This window comes from Pseudomonas sp. MYb2 (assembly GCF_002979955.1).
Taxonomy (GTDB): domain Bacteria; phylum Pseudomonadota; class Gammaproteobacteria; order Pseudomonadales; family Pseudomonadaceae; genus Aquipseudomonas.
The window spans coordinates 388,707-411,993 of the sequence record NZ_PCQC01000003.1 but is presented as its reverse complement, the minus strand read 5'-3'; the positions used below and the strand labels follow the sequence as shown (position 1 = coordinate 411,993).

General features: G+C 59.1%; 24 protein-coding genes. 18 read left to right on the top strand and 6 right to left on the bottom strand.

What is annotated here, in order from left to right; all coding sequences use genetic code 11:
- Window positions 1-237 precede the first annotated feature (237 nt).
- The 4 genes from CQ009_RS07080 to CQ009_RS07065 all read left to right on the top strand — a co-directional run bounded on the left by CQ009_RS07080 (window position 238) and on the right by CQ009_RS07065 (window position 4,562).
- On the top strand, window positions 238-951 hold the full coding sequence (locus CQ009_RS07080) for a GntR family transcriptional regulator (RefSeq protein ID WP_064391493.1): 714 nt from the start codon (window positions 238-240) through the stop codon (window positions 949-951).
- Window positions 948-1,946, top strand: coding sequence for an ADP-ribosylglycohydrolase family protein (locus tag CQ009_RS07075; RefSeq protein WP_105705280.1), 999 nt, complete (start codon window positions 948-950; stop codon window positions 1,944-1,946). The genes CQ009_RS07080 and CQ009_RS07075 overlap by 4 nt, the downstream gene beginning before the upstream one ends.
- 227 nt (window positions 1,947-2,173) lie before the next feature.
- The gene (locus CQ009_RS07070; protein ID WP_038364464.1) at window positions 2,174-3,640 is read left to right on the top strand and encodes a cytosine permease; all 1,467 of its coding nucleotides are present in this window, start codon (window positions 2,174-2,176) and stop codon (window positions 3,638-3,640) included.
- Window positions 3,633-4,562 (top strand): PfkB family carbohydrate kinase, encoded by a 930-nt coding sequence (locus CQ009_RS07065; protein WP_105705278.1) that lies wholly within the window; start codon window positions 3,633-3,635, stop codon window positions 4,560-4,562. The genes CQ009_RS07070 and CQ009_RS07065 overlap by 8 nt, the downstream gene beginning before the upstream one ends.
- Before the next feature lie 192 nt (window positions 4,563-4,754).
- On the opposite strand, the gene CQ009_RS07060 is transcribed toward CQ009_RS07065, so the two are convergent.
- The 4 genes from CQ009_RS07060 to CQ009_RS07045 form a co-directional block, all read right to left on the bottom strand.
- Complete coding sequence (locus CQ009_RS07060; protein ID WP_092279308.1) at window positions 4,755-5,009, bottom strand: hypothetical protein; 255 nt, start codon at window positions 5,007-5,009, stop codon at window positions 4,755-4,757.
- A 44-nt stretch (window positions 5,010-5,053) separates the two neighbouring features.
- Window positions 5,054-5,395, bottom strand: a complete 342-nt coding sequence (locus CQ009_RS07055) for a hypothetical protein (RefSeq protein WP_007908306.1) — start codon at window positions 5,393-5,395, stop codon at window positions 5,054-5,056.
- Window positions 5,396-5,477: 82 nt separating this feature from the next.
- A complete protein-coding gene (locus tag CQ009_RS07050) occupies window positions 5,478-6,674 on the bottom strand; it encodes an MFS transporter (RefSeq protein ID WP_105705276.1) in 1,197 nt (398 codons plus the stop codon).
- 110 nt (window positions 6,675-6,784) lie between these two features.
- Window positions 6,785-7,438 (bottom strand): HD domain-containing protein, encoded by a 654-nt coding sequence (locus CQ009_RS07045; protein WP_105705275.1) that lies wholly within the window; start codon window positions 7,436-7,438, stop codon window positions 6,785-6,787.
- 228 nt (window positions 7,439-7,666) lie between these two features.
- On the opposite strand from CQ009_RS07045, the gene CQ009_RS07040 reads away from it, so the two are divergent.
- From CQ009_RS07040 to CQ009_RS06990, 11 genes are all read left to right on the top strand, one after another.
- Window positions 7,667-8,146: a GNAT family N-acetyltransferase gene (locus CQ009_RS07040; RefSeq protein WP_007908312.1), complete on the top strand. Its 480-nt coding sequence runs from the start codon at window positions 7,667-7,669 to the stop codon at window positions 8,144-8,146.
- Window positions 8,147-8,305: 159 nt separating this feature from the next.
- Complete coding sequence (locus tag CQ009_RS07035; protein ID WP_105705274.1) at window positions 8,306-8,968, top strand: hypothetical protein; 663 nt, start codon at window positions 8,306-8,308, stop codon at window positions 8,966-8,968.
- Window positions 8,965-9,459: a PAAR domain-containing protein gene (locus CQ009_RS07030; protein WP_064391485.1), complete on the top strand. Its 495-nt coding sequence runs from the start codon at window positions 8,965-8,967 to the stop codon at window positions 9,457-9,459. The genes CQ009_RS07035 and CQ009_RS07030 overlap by 4 nt, the downstream gene beginning before the upstream one ends.
- A 5-nt stretch (window positions 9,460-9,464) precedes the next feature.
- Entirely contained in the window at window positions 9,465-10,202 is a 738-nt protein-coding gene (locus CQ009_RS07025; protein ID WP_064391484.1) for an alpha/beta hydrolase, read from the top strand.
- Window positions 10,203-10,205: 3 nt separating this feature from the next.
- Window positions 10,206-10,706, top strand: a complete 501-nt coding sequence (locus tag CQ009_RS07020; protein ID WP_105705273.1) for a hypothetical protein — start codon at window positions 10,206-10,208, stop codon at window positions 10,704-10,706.
- A gap of 133 nt (window positions 10,707-10,839) precedes the next feature.
- Window positions 10,840-11,766 (top strand): hypothetical protein, encoded by a 927-nt coding sequence (locus CQ009_RS07015; protein ID WP_146117528.1) that lies wholly within the window; start codon window positions 10,840-10,842, stop codon window positions 11,764-11,766.
- A gap of 89 nt (window positions 11,767-11,855) precedes the next feature.
- Complete coding sequence (locus tag CQ009_RS07010) at window positions 11,856-12,845, top strand: 2-dehydro-3-deoxygalactonokinase (RefSeq protein WP_105705271.1); 990 nt, start codon at window positions 11,856-11,858, stop codon at window positions 12,843-12,845.
- 19 nt (window positions 12,846-12,864) lie between these two features.
- Entirely contained in the window at window positions 12,865-13,485 is a 621-nt protein-coding gene (locus tag CQ009_RS07005) for a 2-dehydro-3-deoxy-6-phosphogalactonate aldolase (protein WP_105705270.1), read from the top strand.
- Window positions 13,486-13,531: 46 nt separating this feature from the next.
- Complete coding sequence (gene dgoD / locus CQ009_RS07000) at window positions 13,532-14,680, top strand: galactonate dehydratase (protein ID WP_064391479.1); 1,149 nt, start codon at window positions 13,532-13,534, stop codon at window positions 14,678-14,680.
- A 174-nt stretch (window positions 14,681-14,854) separates the two neighbouring features.
- Window positions 14,855-16,165 (top strand): MFS transporter, encoded by a 1,311-nt coding sequence (locus tag CQ009_RS06995; protein WP_064391478.1) that lies wholly within the window; start codon window positions 14,855-14,857, stop codon window positions 16,163-16,165.
- A 61-nt stretch (window positions 16,166-16,226) separates the two neighbouring features.
- A complete protein-coding gene (locus tag CQ009_RS06990) occupies window positions 16,227-17,030 on the top strand; it encodes an IclR family transcriptional regulator (RefSeq protein ID WP_007908330.1) in 804 nt (267 codons plus the stop codon).
- On the opposite strand, the gene CQ009_RS06985 is transcribed toward CQ009_RS06990, so the two are convergent.
- Window positions 17,027-18,079: an NAD(P)-dependent alcohol dehydrogenase gene (locus tag CQ009_RS06985; protein ID WP_105705269.1), complete on the bottom strand. Its 1,053-nt coding sequence runs from the start codon at window positions 18,077-18,079 to the stop codon at window positions 17,027-17,029. The genes CQ009_RS06990 and CQ009_RS06985 overlap by 4 nt on opposite strands.
- Window positions 18,080-18,270: 191 nt before the next feature.
- Between CQ009_RS06985 and CQ009_RS06980 the strand changes: the two genes are divergently transcribed.
- Window positions 18,271-19,161, top strand: coding sequence for an AraC family transcriptional regulator (locus tag CQ009_RS06980; protein ID WP_008085522.1), 891 nt, complete (start codon window positions 18,271-18,273; stop codon window positions 19,159-19,161).
- Window positions 19,162-19,344: 183 nt separating this feature from the next.
- Here CQ009_RS06980 and CQ009_RS06975 read toward each other — a convergent pair whose 3' ends face one another.
- On the bottom strand, window positions 19,345-21,009 hold the full coding sequence (locus CQ009_RS06975) for an electron transfer flavoprotein-ubiquinone oxidoreductase (RefSeq protein WP_105705268.1): 1,665 nt from the start codon (window positions 21,007-21,009) through the stop codon (window positions 19,345-19,347).
- 552 nt (window positions 21,010-21,561) lie between these two features.
- Between CQ009_RS06975 and CQ009_RS06970 the strand changes: the two genes are divergently transcribed.
- Both CQ009_RS06970 and CQ009_RS06965 read left to right on the top strand, forming a co-directional pair.
- Complete coding sequence (locus CQ009_RS06970) at window positions 21,562-22,311, top strand: electron transfer flavoprotein subunit beta/FixA family protein (RefSeq protein WP_007908338.1); 750 nt, start codon at window positions 21,562-21,564, stop codon at window positions 22,309-22,311.
- Window positions 22,312-23,241, top strand: a complete 930-nt coding sequence (locus CQ009_RS06965) for an electron transfer flavoprotein subunit alpha/FixB family protein (RefSeq protein WP_034155324.1) — start codon at window positions 22,312-22,314, stop codon at window positions 23,239-23,241.
- Window positions 23,242-23,287: the final 46 nt, after the last annotated feature.

The following is a 23,287-nucleotide window of genomic DNA, read 5'->3' as shown; positions in this document are numbered from 1 at the left end:
AGAGAGGGCTAGGGTGAGGGGAAGGGTCGACCGAGGTGATTCGTCGACTGAAAGACCTCGTCGATTATGGATTCGGTAAAGCACTTTCAGGTCGACGTATCTCCCAAATATCCCCCATTCAGTCCCCTCTCCCTCCGGGAGAGCGCTAGGGTGAGGGGCTTTTGATTCTCCCGCCTTTCGTCACTATCCCCAAATATTCCTTGCTCGGCCACGCCCGTTTCGGTTATCACTTTGTACATGATTAGACAGGTACGATTTGACAAGAAACAACGGGTGGTCGACGAACTCGTCCGGCGCATCGAAAGCGGCCTCATGGAGGACGGCTTTCTGTTGCCCGGCGAGCATCAGTTGGCTCAAGAATTCCAGGTCAGCCGAGGCACGCTGCGCGAAGCGCTGGCCGAACTGAAACGGCGGAACTACATCGCCACGCAAAGCGGCGTCGGCTCGATCGTCACCTTCGATGGTGTCGCCCTCGACCAACGCAGTGGCTGGGCGCAGGCGCTGGCCGACAGCGGCGCGATGATCAATACCGAAGTGTTGCGTCTGGAAGCCGTGACCCGGCCCGATCTCATGGCGCGTTTCGGCACCGATCAATTCATCACCCTCGACCGTCGTCGCCGTTCCACCGAAGGCACGCTGGTGTCCCTTGAACGTTCTTTGATGCCGGCTACCGGCGGCCTGGAGAGCCTGCCGCGCGTCGGTCTGATCGACAATTCCCTGACCATCACCCTGGCCGCTTACGGCTACATCGGCGAGCGCGGTGATCAATGGATCGGCGCCGAACCGTTGAACGCCGTCGACGCTGAACTGCTCGGACGCCCGGAAGGCACGGTGTTCCTCAAAGCCCTGCGCACCACCTACGACCGCCAGAACCGTTTCATGGAGCTGGTCGAAAGCCTGCTCGACCCGGTGCATTTTCGTCTGCACCTGCAATTTGGAGAATCGAAATGACCGCGCTCAACCGTGCCCTCGGTGCGTTTTATGGCCTGGCCCTCGGTGATGCGCTGGGCATGCCGACGCAATCGCTGAACCGCGAAACCGTCCAGACCCGCTTCGGCAAGATCACTGATTTGCAGGACGCCGGTCCGTTGCAACCGATTGCCGCGAACATGCCCAAAGGCTCGATCACCGATGACACCGAACAGGCAATCCTGGTCGGCGAGTTGCTGGTCGAAGGCAAGGGTCGCATCGAGCCGGCGATCCTCGCGCAACGTTTGATCGAGTGGGAAGCCGAGATGCAGGCCAAGGGCTCGCAGGATTTGCTTGGGCCGTCGACCAAGCGCGCGATCGAAATGATCCTTGCCGGGCATTCGCCGGAAGAGGCCGGACGCTATGGCACCACCAACGGCGCGGCGATGCGTATTACCCCGGTGGGAATTGCGTCAGACGTGACCGACTCTGAGCGTTTTATTGCGGCGGTAGTGCAGGCCTGCCAAGTGACTCACAACACCACGCTGGGGATTTCCAGCGCGGCGGCGGTGGCGGCGGTGGTGTCTGCGGGCATCAATGGCATGGATCTGGGCGAGGCGTTGAACCTCGGTCAGCAAATCGCTCAGCAAGCGGAAAAGCACGGCCACTGGGTTGCCGGTGGACGTATCGCGTCACGCATCAGTTGGGCACGCAGCATCAGCGTCGATAGCGACAAGGCCCTGCTCGCCGATTTGCTTTACGACGTGATCGGCACCTCGGTGGCGTCGCAGGAATCGGTGGTGGTCTCGTTTGCACTGGCGCAGCAAGTCGCGGTCGGTGAAATGAGCGCGTTTGATGCGCTGTGCATGGCTGCCAGTCTGGGCGGCGACACTGACACCATCGCGGCGATTCTTGGCGCGATGCTGGGGGCCTGCCTGGGCCTTGAGTGTTGGCCTGCCGAGATGATTGATACGGTGAAGGCCGTTAATCATCTGCAGCTTGAGCCGTTGGTGCAGGGGCTGTTGGCTTTGCGCTGAGTGAACTGACGCCATCGCTGGCAAGCCAGCTCCCACAGGTTTTTGCTGTGAACACACATTTGTGTACACCCTGATCCCTGTGGGAGCTGGCTTGCCAGCGATAGGCGCACCGCATAATCGAATATTCACCCGCAATGGATCGCACAGACAGGCCGAGGACGGCCGCGATGTCTTGTCGTTTTGCATCAATTGCCACAACCACAAAAAAGGCAAACAGGAGCACCTTCATGAGTTCATCAAACGCCGGGCAAAGCGCCGGGCAACTGGAAACCCGCGGCATCGAACCGGTGCCGGAAGCCGAGTGCAACGGCCACCCGCTGCAGCTGTTCTGGGTCTGGTTCGCCGCCAACATTTCCATCCTCGGTCTGCCATTGGGCGCCACGCTGGTGGCGTTTCGCGGGCTGGCGATCTGGCAGGCAATCATCGTCGCGATCATCGGCGCTGCCGGTTCGTTTGCGGTGGTCGGGATCATCTCGATTGCCGGTCGCCGTGGTCGTGCGCCGAGCCTGACCTTGTCGCGAGCGATCTTCGGCGTGCGCGGCAATATCGGCCCGACGCTGGTCTCGCTGATGTCGCGTCTCGGTTGGGAAACCGTCAATACCACCACCGCCGCGTTCGTGCTGCTGTCGTTGTGTTCGATCCTGTTCGGCTCGCCGGTCGAAGCGAAAAGCGCACCGGTATTGACGCTGATCTTCATCGCGATTTTTGTGCTGCTGACCCTGTCGGTGTCCGGCCTCGGCCACGCGACCTTGCTGGTGATCCAGAAGTGGGCGACCTACGTGTTCGGCGCGCTGAACATCCTTGTTGGTGGCTTCCTCTGCGCAACCATCGACTGGAGCGCGGTGTTCAACGCCACGCCCGCACCGATGAGCGCAATGATCATCGGCATCGGCACCATGGCCGCCGGTACCGGTATCGGTTGGGCCAACGCTGGCGCCGACATGTCGCGCTACCAGCATCGCAGCGTCAAGGCTGTGCGTCTGGTCGCGTCTGCCGCGTTTGGTGCGGGTATTCCGCTGGTGCTGTTGATCACCCTCGGCGGTTTGCTCTCGGTGGGCAACAACGACCTAGCGTCGGCGACTGACCCGATCGTGGCGATCCGCGACATGCTGCCAACCTGGATGGCGGTGCCTTATCTGATCACCGCATTCGGTGGCCTGCTGCTGTCGAACAACCTGTCGGTGTACTCCGCCGGTCTGACCACGCTGACCCTCGGCCTGAAGGTCAAGCGCGTCTACGCGGTAGTGGTCGATATCGTCGCGATCTTCGCCGGCTCGATCTACTTCATGCTGATTGCGGACAGCTTCTACGGGCCGTTCATTACTTTCATTTCGCTGCTGGCGGTGCCGATCACCGCATGGGTCGGGATCTTTGTGGTCGACCTGATTCACCGTCACTACTACAGCCCGACAGACCTGCTCGACGTCAGCCCGAGCAGTGCCTACTGGTATCGCGGCGGCATCGAATGGCGCGCATTCGGCGCGTGGGCGATTGCCATCGTCCTCGGCTTCAGTTTCACCACCATCGGCACCACTGCCGAGAACGTCTGGTTCAAGGGCTTCCTGTCCGACTCGTGGCTGGGCCACAACGGCCTCGGCTGGATCGTGACCTTCGTCGTCGCTGGTGGCATTTACTTCGTCCTCGGCGGGGCGAAAGATCGCCGCGCCGCGCAAACCGAGAATGCTCATGCCTAAGATGTTGCACACCGGCCAGGTCATCATCGACCTGGTCATGGCCGTGGATAAGCTGCCGCAGATTGGCGGTGACGTGCTGGCGCAGTCGGCCGGTTTTGAAGCGGGCGGCGGGTTCAATGTGATGGCGGCGGCGGTGCGTAATGGTTTGCCGGTGGTTTATCTTGGCCGGCATGGCACCGGACGTTTCGGCGATCTGGCGCGCCAGGCGATGAACGCCGAGGGGATTCACATCGGCATCACCGAACCCGCGCAGAAAGACACCGGTTTGTGTGTGGCGCTGACCGATGCGTCGGCGGAGCGCAGTTTCATTTCCTATATCGGCGCTGAAGGTGAGGTGACCGAAGAGGATCTGAACAGCGTTGCGGTTGTGGCGGGCGATTATGTTTATCTCAGCGGCTACAGCCTGTTGCACGAGGGTAAAGCGCAAGCGTTGCTCGACTGGACGCTGGCGTTACCGGACGCGATCAACGTGGTTTTCGATCCGGGCCCGTTGGTGGAATCGCCCGACTCGCCGATGATGCAAGCGCTGCTGCCACGCATTGATGTGTGGACCAGCAACAGTGTTGAAGCGCTGCGGTTTACCGGTGCTGAAGACATCGCGGTCGCGCTTGATCGTCTCGCTGAGCATCTGCCCAGCGACGTGCTGATGGTTGTGCGTGACGGGCCGCAAGGCTGCTGGATTCAACAGGCCAACGAGCGTCGGCATGTGCCGGGGTTTGCCGTGAAAGCCGTGGACAGCAATGGCGCCGGTGATGCCCATGCCGGGGTGTTTATTGCCGGATTGGCGCAGGGTTTGTCTGCCCATGAAGCGGCGCGGCGGGCGAATGCGGCAGCGGCTATTGCGGTGACGCGCTGGGGGCCGGCGACTTCGCCGGGAGCGGCTGAGGTGGATGCGTTTATCCTCGATTCCGGCGGCGCCTGATCTACCGCTTTCGCGAGCAGGCTCGCTCCCACAGGGGATTTATGTTCGCCTCAGATCCAATGTAGGAGCTGCCGAAGGCTGCGATCTTTTGATCTTCTAAAAGCAAAGATCGCAGCCAATTGCAGCTCCTGCATGATTAGCGATCACACGATCACACGATCACACGATCACACGATCACACGATCATATCGCTCAGCTATCCAGCTTGCGTGCCGCTTCAACGCCAGCAGCACTGAGCTTGATCGGCAGGTTCAACGAATGTTCGCCAGCCTCGTTGCAGGTCACATGCCCGTGGTGAATCAGTCCACGATCCTGCAAAGCGGCGAGGGCGCTGGCCACAACCTTCTCGCCCCGGTAATTGTCCAGCACCTCCTTGCCCAGACCACTCGGATGAGCATGCAGCAGGCGGGTGAGGACTTCTTTTTCCAGGTTTTTATCGACGTTCATGGTTACCTCTTCGTGGATGTGAACAGGACGCTCGCGTCGGCGAACTACTGACCGGATCCTTCGGAACCGGAGCCACCAGTGGTGGTTTTCGAGCCGACGCCGGGGCCCGCGTTGTCTGGCGTGGCGGGGGCATCGGGAGTGTTCATGCCGCCCTGACGACCCGGGTCACTGCCCTGAGTGCGCGGATCGGTGCCGGTGGCGGGAGGCTGATTGATCAGGGGTACACCGGAACCATCGGTATTCATGCCGGGGGCACTGTTGATGGCGGGCGCGCGTGGCGGGGTCGGATCGGTAGGGCCGGTGCCCGCAGCGGTGGCGGATGCGGCGAAAACCGCAGGGCAGAGCAGGGCGCTGAATACGAAAGCGGTCAACCTTGACGGGATCATAGGGCTTCTCCAGTGATTGGAATCCTTACCTGTCGTTGGTCTGCCCTCGGATTGGATTGGTGCCTGATGAACGACGAACGGTCTAGATCGTCGCTGCGGTTTTGGCGTTGATTCGGCGCCAGAGCAAGCGACCAAGGGTGATCAGCCAGTTGGCCAACGCCACCGCCAACACCGTGAGCAGCAACGTTGCCATCCCCTGTTCGACGATGATTTTTCCGGCCAGCAACGGAAAGCCGAACACACCAATAAAGTACGAAAGACTGAACAGCAGCAACGCCTGCGATGTGGTGCCGGCCGGTGCTTCGTTGGCGGCGAGGCCATTGATTACCGAATACGTCAGGCCATAACCGACGCCGAGCATCAGCGCCGCCAACAGATAGCTGAATCCGCTGTGCACACCGAACGCGAACAGCACAATCGAACCCAGCATCAGTCCCGACAGCAGGCACGATGCGCGTAATGGATCACGCTTGACGACATATCCCGAGATCAGCATCCGACTGCTGATCGCGGCACTCATGAAGCCGAGAAAGAACAACGAATAATCCAGCGAAAGGGCGGCGGCATAACTTGTCTGAAAACTCGACAGGCCACCGAATACGCAGCCGCCGAGACCGACCATGATGATCGGAAACAGGGCGCGTGAACCGAGCACTTGAGTGGTCGTCTGCCAGGTGATTCTTGCAGCGGTTGTGGCTTGGGTACTTTTCAGTTTTGCGCCAAGCTGCCAGAACAGCAGCACCCCGATCAGGCTTGCCAGCGCCGCCAGATAAAATGCCGAGGTCACCGGCAACCCCAATGCACTCGCCGCACGACCCAGTAATGGCCCGCTGCCGATGCCGGTCATCATGCTGCCGGACAGCAAGGCGAAATATTTGGCCCGCTGCGCCGGCGTCACCAGACTGGCAACGATAATCGGCCCCAAGGTGTAAAAAACGCCCCAGCCCAATCCCAACAACAAACCGAAAAACAGCAGTAAATGACCGAACCCCGGCGTCAGCGCAAAACCTAGGCTCGCCACCACCAGCAACAGCCCGAACACTGCAATCGAACGCGCCGCCCCGAGCCAGTCCGACAAATGCCCGGACACCAGCACCGCGACAAACGTACTGACCATCGCCGCCGAAATCACACTGCCGGCATCGTGTTCATTGCCACCGCGCGAACCGATCAGCAGCGACAGCAAAAACGTCGAACCATACGACAACGACAACAGATAACTGGCGAGGCAGAACAGGCCGAACAGCTTGCTCGATACCGTGGGTGTTGCTTGCGACATGACGCGGTTCCTTGACCGGAAAAAATTAAGCGTCATCTGTTTACCACGCCAAGTGAGCGGATTAAGTCTGAGCTTGGCGACGTCAGGATCGCTGTGCGCCGGAGTAACCCTCAGGCGATGCCGATCTCTTCCTTGAATTGTTCCATGAAACCTTTCAGGCGTTGATGACGGACCTGCGCCAGACGCCGGCCGGCTGCGGTCTGGAAACCGTTGGCGAGGTGCAGCAGTTTGGTCTGGAAGTGATCGAGGCAAAAACGTTTGTCGTCGTAGTCGCGCTGTTTCGCTTCGGGATCCTGCGGGTCGTACAGCGCCGAGCCCATGCGTCCGGCAATGTAGAAGGTACGGGCGACGCCGAGCATGCCCAGCGAGTCGAGACGGTCGGCGTCCTGGACGATTTTCGCTTCGAGGGTGCGCGGAGTGATGTTGGCGGAGAAACTGTGGGCTTCGATGGCGTGGGCGACGGCCGTGATTTTTTCGCTGGGCCAATTCATTTCGGCGAGCACCGATGAAGCCTTTTCTGCCGCCAGACGCGAGGCTTGCGCGCGCAGTGGCGAGTTTTTCTCGACAGCCACGCAATCGTGCAGGAGCACCGCAGCGAGCAGAACCTCCAGATCACCGCCTTCTTCTGTATGCAGCGTACGCACGTTGTGCCAGACCCGCTGAAGGTGCGCGAGGTCGTGAGCGCCATCGTCGGACGGTTCCAGAGCGTGGGGCAGCAACTCTGCTGCCAATGCCTCCACGGGCGTAAAACTATCTAGGTTCATAAGCATCCTTTCAGATTGTCGAAGTCCCTGTGGGAGCGAGCTTGCTCGCGAAGGCGCCCTTACAGTCACCTGCATTGTTGAATGACAGAATGTATTCGCGAGCAAGCTCGCTCCCACAGGGAGTGGCGGCGTTTGAAGCATCGCGAGAGGGTATCCGCCGTTTTGCCATGTGACGAGCGCCGCTTACCGCCTTAGTATGGCGTTTTCCTTTTCCGACAAGGCCCGTCAATGACGATCGAAATCCGCCCGGCGACCCCCAGCGATGCCCCGCAAATCCTCGCCTTCATCACTGAACTCGCCGATTTCGAAAAGGCCCGCCACGAAGTCATCGCCAGCGTTGCCGACATCGAACGCAGCCTGTTCGGCGAAGGCGCCACCGCCCACGGTTTGATCTGCCTGCGCGATGGTCTGCCCATCGGTTTCGCGGTGTTCTTCTTCAGCTACTCGACCTGGCTCGGCAGCAACTGCCTGTATCTCGAAGACCTCTACATCACCCCCGAACAACGTGGCGGCGGCGCCGGCAAAACCTTGCTGCGGCACTTGGCGAAAATCGCCTGCGACAACGACTGCGGCCGCTTCGAATGGAGCGTGCTCGACTGGAACACGCCGGCCATCGAATTCTACAAATCCCTCGGCGCGCAACCGCAGGAAGAGTGGGTGCGCTACCGTATGGATGGCCAGGTCCTGCGCGAGTTTGCCGAGGGCTGAAAACAATGATGGCAATCCAGTACTAATTCGATTGTCGCCAGCGCTCTAGTCCGGCATTCTACGCGCCATTTTTGCGCGCTCACGGACGACACCTGCAATGCCTCTGGCACAACTTCTCCACGCCCGTGGAGCCTTCGCTGCGTCAACGAGTGACCGGCGATGAGCGGACTACGGGCGACAATGCGTCTGTATGGCCTGGTGAAAAACTCAGGCTCGAGCGACAACCCCCAGCGCCAACCGGTCGACATTCTCTGTACGACGAACAGCACGGGCGGCACTGCCATTCGTGCGTTCGTGTCACGCCTTGATGCCGAGTTGATGACGCGCAGTGCCGGGCTCGCCGATTACCGCGTGATAGCGCTGCGCACCTTCGATCCGACGGCGTTTATCGATGCCCATCAAGGCTGGCTGACACTACATGTCTGTTGCGGTTTTGTCGCCCCCGCCGGGCATTCGCTGCTCAAGGACGGCGGGTTGATGCCGATGGGCTGGTACGTCTATTCCGAGATCGGCCAGTGGACGGCCCAGCATCATCTCGACCTCGGCGCACAAATGGCCGATCTGCTGCAATCGACTTACGAGCGCAATCACTTGCGCCACTACAACGCCTGGCTCAACGAACTCGACGATGCGACGCCTGCCGAGCTGGCATGGCAGGTCGACGAAGCCTGGCAGCATCTGCAATTCGCTAGACCCCCCGACAGCCGTGAGCATTGCCACGCCCTGTTCGACCCCGTCGACAACCGCTGGCGCTTCGCCGCGACCGACATCGATATTCATCAGCCGCACCCGGAACCCCTGAAGCAAGGAGCTTTGAATTGAGTGGTAAACCCGCTGCACGCGTCACCGACCCGACCGCCTGCCCACTGCCAGGGCATGGCACCAACCCGATTGTTTCCGGCTCGCCCGACGTCTTTTTCGACGGCCTCGCCGCTGCGCGCATGACCGATAAATCGGCGTGTGGCAGCCCGATTACCGGAGCCGTTTCCGGCACCGTTTTCATCAACGGCTTGAATGCCGCGACGCTCGACAGCACCGGCGGCCACGGCAATGTCGTGGTGGGTGGTTCGGGGACGGTGATCATTGGCCAGAGTGGTGGAGGGGCGGCGTTTAGCGGGTTGTTGCCGATGCCGGTGCATTTTACGGACAGGTTGCAAGTAGTGAATGAGGCAACTGGAGAGCCTGTGCCTTATCACCCCTACACGATTCAGCGCGGTAACGGCAGTGAAGAACATGGCGTTACCGATGCGTCGGGATTTACCCATACCGTCAGCTCGCATTTACCTGAAACTATTAAATTATTTGTTGAGTGACTGATATGGCAGGAGAGAATGCGGCGAGCCTGGAACCTTTGGCTAAAAGAGACGCGGGGAGCGTTGAATTAACCAAGCCAGAAGATAAGTGCGCCAAAATCATTGCGATCAGCATGAAGAAAGTCTTCATTTTGTTTGTCGGTGGTGCGGGAGACCAGGAAAGTTACTACCTCAGTGGGCCGAACTGGAACGTGAGTCATGTTCGAACTAAAGTAGAGGCTGATGCTGCAGCGCTGTGCTATTTGTCGAAGTGCGACATGAAAGCACTGGCTTATAATAAATTCCTGACCGATGAGGACCTGGCCAAAAATGTATTGGTTGAAGTTCCTGAAAAATCCACGCCTGTTTATATCATAGGACACAGTTTGGGCGGTTGGAACGGCGCACACCTCTCCAGTGTTTTGACCGATAAGGGTTATAAGGTCAAAATGCTGATAACGATAGATCCCGTGGGGCAGGGAAAGATCGTATATGGTATTTCAACCATTTACAGGCGAAAACCTGAACCAAAGGCGGGGTTCTGGGTAAATATCCGTGCGGATAAAATCAAGAATCGAGACATATCTGATACTGTCGCGGACTTTGGTGAGCAATGGGAAATAACTTCAGGTCCTGATGTCAGTGGCCGAGTTGATGTCAATCACGCAGATGCGGATGTCATGTTCGATAAAAAACTGGATGGGGGTAAGTCCGCTCGCCAGCTGTTGGCAGACTCTATACTTGGCTATCTAAGGGAGAAATAGACTTTGAATAGATTTTTGTTGACGCTTGCCCTATTGTTTTGTTGCTCATGTTCCTCGAATCATGGCAGGCCAATTGCCGCTCTTGATTACAGAGCGGTTTCACTTAGCTCGAGTGGAAGTTCGTTCTTCATTGGTTTCTCAAGTCATACCGATTTGTTGGGGTTGTTCCAGTCTAAAATTGGCGAGGAACTGGTTTGCACCTTGGGTGCTGATCTGGATTTTTCTATAGGCCATTATCAGAAGCTCTACGGCAACGGTATCGTTGAGGTGAGTGAAAACCCGTCGAAAGGAAAGTATATCGCCAGAGTTATTTTTAAAGAGACCGGCGAAGTGCAGGGTAAGGAGCGTATTCTTGATGGTAATGGGTTGCGCGGAGCTTTAATGGCGAATGATTTCGTTGTGTGTACATTCAGAGTGCATACAACAAAATATAAAACCTACTTTTCGGAATTTATGCGTATTCCTTCCAAAGATTTTTTAAAAAAAATCGATGGCTTGGAGTGATGAGTCAGTTGTTTTGTGCTTTGGATAAATAAGCCGAATTATTGTTTCGGGATCAAACTTTGTATTCGGCGGGTGATCTTGAATATTCATTTCAACAGTTGCAACCGTGTGTGATTCAGGAGGAACACCGCTAATGAATCGAAAAATCTACAAGGTTTTATTGATTGCCGGTTTTTTATTGTGTTCATCTTGCCTGCACCTCAATGTCCCACCCGCCAGGCTTGAATTTGTCTCGATCAATCACAAGATATCTTCCTCTTACGACCTGCGTTTCACCTCAGACCGAAACCTCATTGACCTGTATGAGGATCATGGGCGACGAGGGCAGATTGGTACCTGGATCCATTGCTCGTTGAATGGCGATGCGGATTTTTCCATCGAACATGAAATCGTTCTGGAAGCCTCGGGAATCGTCAGCGGCATGCGCGTGATCGAAGGCGATCGTCGCTATGAGATGTTCGCGAATATCAGTGTCGAGAATCACGCTGTCAATGACGGCCGAAACCACATCCGACCGGTTGAGTTGGTGCAGATCCTCAAACCGCAGGAATACATTCCGTGCAAGGTGGTGATCACCGCGTTCCCGTTCGTGGCGTATTACTCGAAAGTCATGTACATGCCCACGTCGCGGTTCATTGCCGCAATAGAACATCCGCGCGTGGCACCCGCGCGTATTTCGCTCAAACAGCCCGACCAACCAAGGTCGTTGCTGCCTTTTGCCTCAGTGTGCATCGTGCGCTGGCGCTATGACCTGACGCTCGGCTATGACCAGATTGACAGCCTCGGACTCTGTAGCGACGTGCCCTATGCCGGCATGCTGGCCTCGTTTGCGCCGAACAACACGAAGCTGAAGGTAGTTTCAGGTTCAGAGGAAAACCCGGCACCCTTCGCGGCGTACACCATTATTCGCGCTGACGGACGCCGGGAGCCCGGAGTAACTGACGACAAGGGCCACACGCATGAGGTGGGATCCAGCGAGTACGAAACAGTGAGGATCCTGATCAACAATGATCTGGATGTCGTTCAGCGCTGGACAAAATGGACTGATTCCGTCCCATAATATGGGATGCAAAATTACATATTGAGATTTCAGGCCTGGGAGGTCTATAGTCCGTCGCACTCACTGCCAAAAACAAAACAGGTGAAGCGATGCTGGCGCAATTGATCGCGCTCGACTGGGGGACGACCTCATTACGTGCTTACAAACTCGCGGCGGGTGGTGTGGTGCTGGAGCAGCGCGCGCTGTCGTCCGGGATCATGCAGTTGCCCAAGACCCCGCAAATCATCAACGGTCGCGAATGCACCGATGGTTTTGAATTGGCCTTTGACGAGGCGTGCGGCGACTGGCTCGATGCGCAGCCGGATCTGCCGGTGATTGCCTGCGGCATGGTTGGCAGCGCACAGGGCTGGCGTGAAGCGGCCTACTGCGAGACGCCGGCGAACGTCGCCAATCTCGGAAACTCCCTACAAACAGTTGTCAGTCTGCGCGGCACTCTCGTGCATATCGTGCCGGGTGTGATTCAGCGTTCGCGTCTGCCGAATGTGATGCGTGGCGAAGAAACCCAAGTGCTCGGTGTGCTGCAGAATCTGCCGATTGAGGCGGGTGCCGATCTGTTGATCGGCCTGCCGGGCAGCCACTCGAAATGGGTCGACGTGGTCGATGGCTGCATCACTCATTTCGACACGTTCATGACTGGCGAAGTGTTCGCTGTGCTCAGCGAGCACAGCATTCTCGGCCGGACCCTGAAGCAAGGCGCGGCGTTCGATGCTCAGGCGTTTGACCGTGGTGTGCAGATTGCTCTGTCGGCGGACGGCGAACTCGGCGTGCTGTCGACGTTGTTCAGCGCCCGTACCCTGGGTCTGACCGGCGAACTCAGCCCGACCGCGCAGGCGGATTATCTGTCCGGCCTGATGATCGGCCATGAACTGGCGGCGCTGGCCACGATTCAGCGGCGTCGCCGCAACAATCCGAATCTCCCTTCGATCATCCTCATCGGTAACGCGCAACTCTGTGCGCGCTACAGCCGCGCGCTGGATGCCTGTGGCTTCGCCAACGTGACGCTGGCCGAGCAGGCCACCGAGCGTGGTTTGTGGCAACTGGCGCTGGCCGCCGGACTGATCGATTCCTCATCCCGTTAACCCTGACTGGAGGCCTGACATGCTCAAGCAAGCATTGGCGCAAAACGGTCTGATCGCGATTCTGCGTGGCCTGCATCCGCAGGAAGCCGCCGCTGTCGGAGAAGTCCTTTATACAGCCGGATTTCGCGTTATCGAAGTACCGCTCAATTCCCCTTCGCCGTACGAAAGTATCCGCATCCTGCGCAATACCTTGCCCGCCGATTGCCTGATCGGTGCCGGCACGGTGTTGACGCCGGAACAGGTCGGTTTGGTGAAGGAAGCCGGTGGCCAAGTGATCGTCATGCCGCACAGCGACGCCAAGGTCTTGCGCGCAGCGAAAGCGGCGGGGCTGTTTCTGTCGCCGGGTGTCGCCACGCCCACGGAAGCGTTCGCGGCGCTGGAGGAGGGCGCGGACATTCTCAAGCTGTTCCCGGCCGAGCAGATGGGCCCGGCCGTCGTCAAAGCCTGGCTCGCGGTGTTGCCGGCCGGGACGGTGCTGGCGCCGGTCGGCGGCATCACTCCGGACAACATGCAGGCGTTTATCGACGCTGGCGTGAAAGGTTTCGGTCTCGGTTCCGGCCTGTTCAAACCGGGCATGACGCCGCAGCAAGTGGCGTTGAATGCCAAGGCCTACGTGGCCGCGTGGAAGGCCCTTCGCTAAGACTTTTTGGCGCTGCGTGCGCTGCATCTATAAGAGAGACAAAAAGATGAAAATCACCAAACTCACCACCTTCATCGTCCCGCCGCGCTGGTGCTTCCTCAAGGTCGAAACCGACGAGGGCGTGACCGGTTGGGGCGAGCCTGTGGTTGAAGGGCGCGCGCACACCGTTGCCGCTGCCGTCGAAGAATTGTCCGACTACCTGATCGGCAAAGACCCACGCAACATCGAGGACATCTGGACGGTGCTGTATCGCGGCGGTTTCTACCGTGGCGGCGCGATCCACATGAGCGCGCTGGCCGGTATCGATCAGGCACTGTGGGACATCAAGGGCAAGGCCCTCGGGGTGTCGGTGAGCGATCTGCTCGGTGGTCAGGTGCGCGACAAGATTCGCGTGTATTCGTGGATCGGCGGCGACCGTCCGGCCGACACTGCGCGTGCGGCGCAAGAGGCGGTGAGCCGTGGCTTCACCGCGGTGAAAATGAACGGCACCGAAGAGCTGCAATTCCTCGATACCTTTGAAAAAGTCGATCTGGCGCTGGCCAACGTTGCCGCCGTGCGTGATGCGGTTGGGCCGAACGTCGGCATCGGCGTCGACTTCCATGGCCGCGTGCACAAGCCGATGGCCAAGGTGCTGATGAAGGAGCTCGACCCGTACAAACTGATGTTCATCGAAGAACCGGTGTTGAGCGAAAACTACGAAGCGTTGAAAGAGTTGGCGCCGTTGACCAGCACGCCGATTGCCCTCGGCGAGCGACTGTTTTCGCGTTGGGACTTTAAACGGGTGTTGAGCGAAGGCTACGTCGACATCATTCAGCCGGACGCTTCCCACGCCGGTGGTATCACCGAAACCCGCAAGATCGCCAACATGGCCGAAGCCTACGACGTCGCGCTGGCGCTGCATTGCCCGCTGGGGCCGATTGCGCTGGCGGCGTGTTTGCAACTGGACGCCGTTTGCTACAACGCGTTTATCCAGGAGCAAAGCCTGGGCATCCATTACAACGAGAGCAACGACTTGCTCGATTACGTGAAAGATCCACGGGTGTTCGATTACGACAAAGGCTTCGTGAAGATTCCGAACGGGCCGGGCCTGGGCATCGAGATCAACGAGGAATACGTGATCGAGCGTGCGGCAGTCGGGCATCGCTGGCGCAACCCGATCTGGCGCCACGCCGATGGCAGCTTTGCCGAGTGGTGAGTCCTGCCTGACACACCCGATGAGATCGTTCCCACGCTCTGCGTGGGAACGCCTCAATGGACGCTCTGCGTCCGCTTTTGGGACGCGGAGCGTCCTTGGCTGCATTCCCACGCGGAGCGTGGGAACGATCAGGCCTCAGGCCGACCTCAATAAACATAAAAAGAGGCTCTCCCCATGCAACCGCAAACCCTCACCGGGCAGGCGTCTTTAGTCACGCCCAGCCGCAAGCGGTTTTTCATCATGGTGTTGCTGTTTATCACCGTGGTCATCAACTACCTCGACCGCAGCAACCTGTCGATTGCCGCGCCAGCGCTGACCAGTGAGCTGGGCATCGATCCGATTCACGTCGGCCTGATTTTCTCTGCGTTCGGCTGGACCTACGCCGCCATGCAGATCCCCGGTGGCTGGCTGGTCGACCGCGTGCCGCCGCGCATTCTATATAGCGTCGCTTTGTTGTTGTGGTCTGTGGCCACGGTGATGCTCGGTTTCGCTGCCAGTTTCATCGCGTTGTTTGTGCTGCGGATGGCGGTCGGTGCGCTGGAAGCCCCGGCTTACCCGATCAACAGCCGCGTGGTGACAACCTGGTTTCCCGAGCGCGAGCGCGCCACGGCCATCGGTTTCTACACGTCAGGGCAGTTCGTCGGTCTGGCATTCCTCACCCCGGTTCTGGCTTGGCTGCAACACGAATTCGGCTGGCACATGGTGTTCGTCGCGACCGGCGCGGTAGGCATCATCTGGGCGGCGATCTGGTACGCGGTGTATCGCGAGCCACGGGATTTCAAAGGCGCCAACGAAGCGGAAATCGATCTGATCCGCGAGGGCGGTGGTCTGGTTGATATTCAGCAGGAAACGGCCAAGGTCAAAGCCAAATTCAGCTGGACCGACTTGGGCATCGTGCTGACCAAACGCAAGTTGTGGGGCATCTACCTCGGCCAGTTCTGCCTGAACTCGACGCTGTGGTTTTTCCTCACGTGGTTCCCGACGTATCTGGTGAAATATCGTGGCATGGACTTCATCAAGTCCGGCCTGCTGGCGTCGCTGCCGTTCCTCGCCGCGTTCGTCGGCGTGCTGTGTTCGGGGTTCTTTTCAGACTTCCTGATTCGGCGCGGCTACACGGTAGGTTTTGCGCGCAAGTTGCCGATCATTGGCGGACTGCTGATTTCCACCTCGATCATCGGCGCCAACTTCGTTGAGTCGACGCCGCTGGTGATTGCCTTTCTGGCGCTGGCGTTTTTCGGCAACGGGCTGGCTTCGATCACTTGGTCGCTGGTCTCGACGTTGGCGCCGGCACGCTTGCTTGGCCTGACCGGCGGGGTGTTCAACTTCATCGGCAACCTTTCGGCAATTGCCACGCCGATCGTGATCGGTTTCCTTGCCAGCGGCGATTCGTTCGCGCCGGCGATCACCTATATTGCGGTGCTCGCCTTGATCGGTGCACTGTCCTACGTGCTGCTGGTCGGCAAGGTCGAGCGTATCGAGTTGTAGTGGTCTGCGTCGGGCGACCATAATGCCGCCCGTTCCTTCGCTCAACGGTAAAAGGCTGGATATGCAGGAAGACGCCCCGGAAAAAACCAAGGACGCCGCACCCACCGGCACGCAGACGCTGTTGCGTGGCTTGGGTGTGGTGCAAGCGGTGGCCAGTGGCGCCCGTGATCTCAAGGAGATTGCCCGGCTGATCGGCACCACTCGCAGCACCACCCATCGTCTGGCCAGTTGTCTGGTCGATGAACGCTACCTGCGCGTGGTGCCGCAAGTCGGTTACCTGCTCGGGCCGAAGCTGATCGAACTGGGTTTCCAGGCGCGCGAAGAGTTGCCGCTGGTGACCCTGGCCGGGCCGTATCTGGACGAATTGTCGGCATTGACCGGCGACACCGTGCACTTAGGGATTCGTGAAGGCGATGAAGTGCTGTATCTGCTGAAGAACCCGGGGCGCAATGGCCCGGAAATGCGCTCGCGGGTCGGCCATCGCATGCCGTTGGCGCGCACCGGGATCGGTAAGGCGTTGATGCTCGATGACTCGCCGAAAGATTGGCAGCGTCTGTACGACATCAGTCTGCCGGCCGGTGGGAAAAGTCAGTTCTGGCCGCAGCATCCCCAGCAATCGTGGGAACAGCTTGAGCAGCGCATGACCGAATACGTCGCAGGTGGCTACGCCTTCGATCTGGAAGACAACGAACCGTCGATCCGCTGTGTGGCGGCGCCGATTCGCGATGCGAGCAAGGGCATCGTGGCGGCGATCAGTATCGCCAGCACCGTGCCGTACATGCCGCTGGAAAAAATGGCCGAGCTGATTCCCCTGATCAAAGGGGTCACAGCCCGGCTCTCGGCGGAGCTCGGTCTGAAGATTTAAACCTTGAGCGTCGCCATGTCGATCACGAAACGGTACTTCACGTCGCCGGCGATCATGCGCGCATAAGCCTCGTTGATCTGGCGGATGTCGAGCATTTCGATGTCGCAGGTGATGTTGTGCTCGGCGCAGAAGTCCAGCACTTCCTGGGTTTCGGCGACGCCACCGATCAACGAACCGGCCAATACGCGACGGCTCATCACCAGTTTGCCGGCGTGCACTGGCGGATCGATCGGTTCGATCAGGCCAACCAGAATGTGCACTCCATCGAAGCGCAGGGTGTCGAGGTACGGGTTGAGATCGTGCTGCACTGGAATGGTGTCGAGCAGGAAGTCGAAGTAACCCGCGGCAGCTTTCATCTGCTCGGCGTCGGTGGAAACGATCACGTGATCGGCACCCTGACGACGACCTTCTTCAGCTTTGCTCGCTGAGCGGGTAAACAACGTCACTTCAGCGCCCATGGCTTTGGCAAACTTGATGCCCATGTGGCCGAGGCCACCCATGCCGAGGATTCCGACCTTGTCGCCGGCCTTGACGCCGTAGTGCTTGAGCGGCGAGTAGGTGGTGATGCCAGCGCAGAGAATCGGTGCCGCGCTGGCCAACGCGAGTCTTTCCGGGATGCGCACGACAAAGTGTTCGCTGACCACGATGCTGTCCGAATAACCGCCCATGGTGTTGCTGCCATCGACCCGATCCGGGGTGGCGTAGGTCATGGTCGGGCCTTCGAGGCAGTATTGCTCAAGGTTCGACTGGCAGGCTTCGCAGGTGCGGCAGGAGTCGACCATGCAGCCAACCCCGACCAGATCGCCTACTTTGTGTTTAGTGACATTCGCACCGATCGCGGTGACTTTTCCGACGATCTCGTGGCCGGGCATCAGCGGGTAAACAGCGATGCCCCATTCGTTACGGGCCTGGTGGATGTCGGAGTGGCAGACGCCGCAGTAGAGGATTTCGATGGCGACGTCGTCGGCGCGCGGGCTGCGACGTTCGAACTTCATCGGGGCGAGGGGGGTGGTGGCCGATTGGGCGGCATAGCCGATGGCGGTGTACATGTGAAACCTCGCAAAAGCAGGAACAAGTGAGGCGGCGCATTCTGGGCGCCGACTGACCGGTCGGCCATGACGATTCCTCCGGGTCTCATGCCTAATCCTCCGGGATGCGGGTTTGATCGGTCGTATTGGCAAAAGGATCTGCGATGATGCTTTTATCCCTTTTTCCGCCACATTTTCAGTGAAGAGTTTTGATGCAATTAACCCGTCATCTTGATGCCAATGCCCGGCTGGTTTCGTTGATCGAGCCGTTGGCGCTGCGCGATGGTTATTCCCCGACCGGGTTGCCCGGTGTGCAAGTGTTGCGCGCCAGTTGCGACGTTGCCCGTGGCCCGCACATTTATGAACCGAGCCTGATGATCATCGCCCAGGGCAGTAAACTGGCATTCCTTGGGCCGCGCACGATGGAGTATGGCGCTGGGCATTACCTGATTCAGGCGCTGCCGGTGCCGTTCGAGTGCGAGACGTTTGCCTTGCCGGATGCGCCGTTGCTCGGGGTGTCGGTGGCGATAGATCGGGTGTTGCTCGGTGAGTTGGTGCTGGCCATGGGCCTGGCGCCGGGGCGGCATATTCCGGCGCAGACGCCGGAGTCGATGACTTCGGTGGTGCTCGACGATGACATGCGCGGTTGTGTCGAGCGCTTGCTGAGCTGCCTGCACGATCCGCTGGAATGCCAGATTCTCGGGCCGGCGAGGGTAAGGGAATTGTTGTTTGTCGCGTTGCGCGGGCCGCAGGCCGATGTGTTGCGCGCGTTGGTCGAGCAGCAGGGGCAGTTTGCGCGGGTGGCGGCGTCGATCAGTCATCTGCATGCGCATTACACCGAGCCATTGAATGTCGAGACGCTCGCCGGTTGCGCGAACATGAGCGTGTCGACCTTTCATGAGCATTTCAAGCGCAGTACGTTGTTGTCGCCGGTGCAGTATCTGAAGCGTTTGCGGTTGTTGAAGGCGCAGACGTTGCTGGTGGCGGAGGGCTTGGGCGTGGCGCAGGTGGCGCATCGGGTCGGGTATCAGAGTACGTCGCAGTTCAGCCGCGAATACAAGCGCTACTTCGAGCGCAGCCCGGGTGACGAGCGCGCTGCCTGAGGATTTACACACTCCCTGTGGGAGCTGGCTTGCCAGCGATAGCGGTGGTTCAGTTTGCCGTGATGTCGTTTGACACGGCCCCATCGCTGGCAAGCCAGCTCCCACAGGGATTTGTGGTGCTAGCGGAATCGTGGGCAACAAAAAGGCCCCCGTTTCGGGAGCCTTGGTGTTCAGCGTTTCGACTTACATATTCGGATAAGTCGGGCCGCCGGCGCCTTCCGGCGTGACCCAGGTGATGTTCTGCGAAGGGTCCTTGATGTCACAGGTCTTGCAGTGCACGCAGTTCTGGGCGTTGATCTGGAAGCGCTTCTCGCCGTCTTCCTTGGTAATCACTTCGTACACGCCGGCCGGGCAGTAGCGCTGCGCCGGTTCGTCGTACAGCGGCAGGTTCTTGCTGATCGGAATGCTTGGATCGGTCAGCTTCAGGTGGCACGGCTGTTCTTCTTCGTGGTTGGTACCAGAGATGAACACCGAGCTGAGCTTGTCGAAGCTGAGTTTGCCGTCCGGCTTCGGATAGTCGATCTTCTTGCAGTCGGCCGCGAGCTTGAGGCAAGCGTAATCCGGCTTGGTGTCGTGCAGGGTGAACGGCAGTTTGCCGCCGAAGATGTTCTGATCCAGCCAGTTGAAACCGCCGCCGACGATGGCGCCGAACTTGTGGATCGCCGGGCCGAAGTTGCGGCTGGCGAAGAGTTCGTCGTAGAGCCAGCTCTTCTTGAACGCGTCCACATAAGTGGTCAGTTCTTCAGCCCCGTCCTTTTCCGCGAACAGTGCGTCAGCCACCGATTCAGCGGCGAGCATGCCGGACTTCATCGCGGTGTGGCTGCCTTTGATCTTGGCGAAGTTCAGGGTGCCGAGGTCGCAACCGATCAGTGCGCCGCCCTTGAAGACCATTTTCGGCAGCGAGTTCAGGCCACCTTTGCAGATCGCACGGGCGCCGTAGCTGATGCGCTTGCCGCCTTCCAGGTACTGCGCCAGCACCGGGTGATGCTTGAGGCGCTGGAATTCGTCGAACGGCGACAGGTAAGTGTTGCTGTAGGACAGGTCAACGATCAGACCGACCACCACCTGGTTGTTTTCCAGGTGATAAAGGAACGAGCCGCCGGTGTTCTCGGTGCCCATGATGTCCAGCGGCCAACCGGCGGTGTGCACCACCAGGCCTGGCTGGTGTTTGGCCGGGTCGATTTCCCAGATTTCTTTCAGGCCGATGCCGTAGTGCTGAGCGTCGGCATCGCTGTCGAGGTTGTAGCGCTTGATCAGTTGCTTGCCGATGTGGCCACGGCAGCCTTCGGCGAACAGCGTGTACTTGCCACGCAGCTCCATGCCGGGGGTGTACAGGCCTTCTTTCGGGTTGCCTTCGCGGTCGACGCCCAGATCACCGGTGATGATCCCGCGCACCACGCCTTGCTCGTCGATCAGCGCTTCCTGAGCGGCGAAGCCCGGGTAGATTTCTACACCGAGGTTTTCGGCTTGCTGGGCCAGCCAGCGGCACAGGTTGCCGAGGGAGATGATGTAGTTGCCTTCGTTGTGCATGGTTTTGGGCACAAAGAGGTCAGGAATCTTCTGCGCGCTGTCGGCGTTTTTCAGCACGAAAATATCGTCGCGGGTGACAGGCGTGTTCAGTGGCGCGCCAAGTTCTTTCCAGTCCGGGAACAGTTCATTCAGAGCGCGTGGTTCGAACACGGCGCCGGAGAGGATGTGTGCGCCGACTTCGGAGCCTTTTTCGACCACGCAGACGCTGATTTCCTTACCGGCTTCGGCGGCCTTCTGCTTCAGACGGCAGGCGGCGGACAGGCCAGCGGGGCCGGCACCGACGATGACCACGTCGAATTCCATGTATTCGCGTTCCACAGGCTATCTCCTACTCAAGGCTCAACAGTTTTTTTTCTAATTTGGAGGTTCGGTGTCGATCCGTTATTGCCTTTACGTTAACGTCAAGGGTAATAATGGGCAAACCACCTTTCTCTCTAGGCGGCGCATTATATCTACACCACTCCTAGCGTCCAATACAAACGTTTGTTTGAATCGGCTCCAGACCAGAGAAATCAAAGAAGCGCGGCTTATGAATGGTCATTTTGCTGTATTGACCGGAATAGGCGTTCCGGTCAAGATACGGGCGGTTTTGCGCTCGTCGTAGGCAGACTGGTGGTTTCAAGAGCACGTCTAAAGACAGGGCACAGGCAGTAAAAGGTGATGCGCAGCGCAGTCTGGCGCGCATTTTACACCGGGTCAGGATCAATGACTTGTCGGTCACCACTGACGAACGGTCGCAGGTCCTCACACCGGGAATCCACCTGCAGACCCGAGTCGGCGTTTTTAGAGGTGCCCTTGTAGGCCCGATGAGCATCAACCGCCAGGTTCGCCTAGGCGACTTTCTTTTCACCGGAGAGTAACGAGGAATCCATGAAGGTTCTTGTAGCTGTCAAACGCGTTGTGGATTACAACGTCAAGGTTCGCGTCAAGGCGGACAATTCCGGCGTCGATCTCGCCAACGTCAAGATGTCGATGAACCCGTTCTGCGAAATCGCAGTGGAAGAAGCCGTACGCCTGAAAGAGAAAGGTGTTGCGACTGAAATCGTCGTCGTCTCCATCGGCCCGACCACCGCTCAGGAGCAGCTGCGTACCGCACTGGCTCTGGGTGCCGACCGTGCCATCCTCGTCGAATCCGCTGAAGATCTGACCTCGCTCGCCGTGGCCAAGCTGCTCAAGGCTGTGGTCGACAAGGAACAGCCGCAGCTGGTGATCCTTGGCAAACAGGCCATCGACAGCGACAACAACCAGACCGGCCAGATGCTCGCGGCACTGAGCGGCTACGGTCAGGGCACGTTCGCTTCGAAAGTCGAAGTTTCCGGTGACAGCGTTGCCGTGACTCGCGAAATCGACGGCGGCGCGCAGACCGTTTCGCTGAAACTGCCTGCAATCGTCACCACCGACCTGCGTTTGAACGAGCCGCGCTACGCGTCTCTGCCAAACATCATGAAAGCCAAGAAGAAGCCTCTCGAAGTGCTGACTCCGGACGCTTTGGGCGTTTCCACCGCCTCCACCAACAAGACCCTGAAAGTCGAAGCGCCGGCGGCACGCAGCGCAGGCATCAAGGTCAAGTCCGTGGCTGAACTGGTTGAAAAACTCAAGAACGAAGCGAAGGTAATCTAAATGACTATCTTGGTTATTGCTGAACACGACAACAAAGTGCTGGCCCCGGCCACACTGAACACCGTGGCTGCTGCGGCCAAAATCGGCGGCGACATCCACGTTCTGGTTGCAGGCCAAGGCGCTGGCGCCGTGGCTGAAGCTGCTGCGAAAATCGCTGGCGTGAGCAAAGTCCTGAACGCTGATAACGCGGCTTACGCGCATCAGCTGCCGGAAAACGTTGCTCCGCTGGTCGCAGAGCTTGGCGCTGGCTACAGCCACATCCTGGCTGCTGCCACCTCCAACGGCAAAAACATCCTGCCGCGCGTTGCCGCGCAGCTGGACGTTGACCAGATCTCCGAGATCATCTCGGTCGAAAGCGCTGACACCTTCAAGCGCCCGATCTACGCCGGTAACGCTATCGCTACCGTGCAATCGACCGCCGCGATCAAAGTGATCACCGTGCGTGCCACCGGTTTCGACCCGGTTGCTGCTGAAGGCGGTTCGGCTGCCGTTGAAGCAGTCGCTGCTGCGCACAACGCTGGCACTTCGAGCTTCGTTGGCGAAGAGCTGGCCAAGTCCGATCGTCCAGAGCTGACCGCTGCCAAGATCGTCGTTTCCGGCGGCCGTGGCATGCAGAACGGCGACAACTTCAAACACCTGTACGCCCTGGCCGACAAGCTGGGCGCAGCCGTCGGTGCTTCGCGCGCTGCGGTTGACGCAGGTTTCGTACCGAACGACATGCAGGTCGGTCAGACCGGCAAGATCGTTGCGCCACAGCTGTACATCGCCGTTGGTATCTCCGGCGCGATCCAGCACCTGGCCGGTATGAAAGACTCCAAAGTGATCGTTGCGATCAACAAGGATGAAGAAGCGCCGATCTTCCAGGTGGCCGATTACGGTCTCGTGGCGGATCTGTTCGAAGCAGTCCCTGAGCTGGAGAAGCTGGTCTAATCCAGCGGCTTCACTTATAAAGAGCCCGGCCTGTTGGCCGGGCTTT